The 2,084-nt window shown below is 58.9% G+C and carries 2 protein-coding genes and 1 pseudogene; all 3 read right to left on the reverse strand.

Annotation, left to right across the window (positions count from 1 at the left end):
• Positions 1 to 267 precede the first annotated feature (267 nt).
• Positions 268 to 525, reverse strand: a complete 258-nt coding sequence (locus V6B15_RS15000) for a hypothetical protein (protein WP_103025254.1) — start codon at positions 523 to 525, stop codon at positions 268 to 270.
• A gap of 117 nt (positions 526 to 642) precedes the next feature.
• Positions 643 to 1,701 carry an NAD(P)H-dependent flavin oxidoreductase gene (locus tag V6B15_RS15005; RefSeq protein ID WP_103025253.1) on the reverse strand — a complete coding sequence of 353 codons (1,059 nt, stop codon included), beginning with the start codon at positions 1,699 to 1,701 and terminating at the stop codon, positions 643 to 645.
• A 143-nt stretch (positions 1,702 to 1,844) separates the two neighbouring features.
• Positions 1,845 to 2,084: pseudogene (locus V6B15_RS15010) on the reverse strand (nucleotidyltransferase); the annotation flags it as partial.

Here is a 2,084-nt window from a genome sequence, read left to right on the forward strand (position 1 = left end):
GCGACCTGCAGTGATAGCGGTGCGAGTGTGCCTCTGATCTGCAACCAAACCGCAAATTTTCTGCAGCGGCAGTACCTAAGAGCGTCGCCAAATGATCCCACGCCATGGCAGCAAAACAACGCGATCATCGCACACCAACGGCCAGATATTCGGATTGCGAGCGCACACGGGATGCTCGACGATTGGTTGCAGCCACGATCGTGGGCGGCTTTAGGGGCAATAGTCTTGACGCTTTAATGTCGTGGATGGGGCGGTCAGCGGACTATGCTAATCGGGCGTTGCTTGCACCCATATGCGGGGAACCTGATACTTTGCGGCCCACTGTTTTGCAGCGTCGAGCGCCGACTCTAAGCTCAGATCGCTCTTCGGCAGCGAGGCGTAAAACACACCCTCACCTGACGCTTTGAAGCCGTAGCCGCTGCCGAAAAATCGATCATCATCGCTAGCTTCGACGACAAGCCACGCATCCTCGTCAGCCATTTCCGGCATTTGCTCGCCGGGCTTCAGGTAGATGTATTCGACCATCGAAAAGCTATCCTCACGTTTACATAGATAACCGTGATGTCGTCGCTAGAGCAAAGGCTGCTCTTGGCAATGTCCCCGCTCGGCCATGCCGGCAAGAATGGGGTGGATAGCCGTCCATCAGGCCAGACTGGTTTGGAGTTCTTTTCGTAGTATCTGAACCAGTTGTGCGGCCGGCATTTCGCGGATTAGCGGTGCGCCCTGGCCGGCCCATTGTGCACCAAAGCCGTCGTCGCCCTTCGCCCTAGCTCTTGTGTGAAGGATTTTCCCGGCATCATAGGCAATCGGATAATCAGGCGGCAGCCGTCCACCAAGCTGATCTGACAGCGCCGTGAAGCGGTTCGCAAGCGCACGCGCTGGGCGGCCGGAGATGAGTGACGTCAGCGTCGTGTGATACGCGCCCGGACCTCTCAGGGCCGTGCGGTAACCTTCGTCTGCTGCGGACTCCGGGCACGCTATGAATGCCGTGCCGAGTTGCGCCGCGACTGCACCGAGATTGAGCGCAGCAGCGATGCCGGCGCCATCCATTATCCCTCCGGCAGCGATGATTGGAAGTCCTGTTTCCCGGACTAGTAACCGGGTGAGCACAAAGGTTCCAAGTGCATCGTCGGGCGAGGTCGGATCGAATATTCCGCGATGGCCGCCAGCTTCGATGCCTTGCGCGACGATCGCGTCGATGCCTGCCGCTTTTATCGCCCGTGCCTCCTCAAGGCTGGTGGCGGTTGCCATCAAAAAGACACCACGTGCGTGCAGTGCCGAAATGGCATCAGCCGAGGGCAAGCCGAAGTGGAAGCTGACGACGGGCGGCGCCACTTCCAACAGCATCGCCAGCATGTCAGGATCGTCGGCGAAGCTCTTGTAGATCGTGCGCAGCGTCGTCGGTGGTTTGGCGTCGAACTCGGCAAACACCGGCGCAAGCGATGCGAGCCACGCCGCCTCGCGACCGGGATCCGCCTTGGCCCTGCAGTGGACAAACAGGTTTACATTGAAGGCCCGGGCCGTGTGGCTGCGTAGCTCCTGAATCATCGCCCGTGCACCGGCCGCATCAGTCGCGCCCACTCCAATTGATCCAAGTCCTCCTGCTTCGGAAACTGAAGCTGCTAACAAGGGCGTCGAGATGCCTGCCATCGGTGCCTGGATCAAAGGCACCGTGAGTTGAAACTGATCGATAAAGGACATAGGCGCTCAGCATCCAAAGTTAAACCATCACCCGGTTATGCACCCATCAGGACCTCATGTGAACGGCGGTAAATGGGTCGCAAACCGACAGGCTGCTTTCGGCTTAGAAAAGGCGAAAGCGGAGACAACAAGTCCTCGCTCGATCACCGAATCTGGTCAGGCTTGGCCTTCGCTTCGGCCTTTAGCTTCGAGATGCGTTCCGAGCACACTTCGTGCACGACGCGGCCAAGCTCTTCAACCTGCGCGCCGAGCCATTCAAGCTCTTCCTTGGTGACGCGATAGTGCTTCGAATAGCGCGCTTTGACATAGGCGTCCTTGAGCTTTTCGAACCGGGTGCGATCGCGCTTGGTTTCGCGGGGCCAGACATAGGTGAGACGCGGGTC

The sequence above is a fragment of the Qipengyuania sp. Mu-71 genome, assembly GCF_036867055.1.
GTDB lineage: Bacteria > Pseudomonadota > Alphaproteobacteria > Sphingomonadales > Sphingomonadaceae > Qipengyuania > Qipengyuania profunda.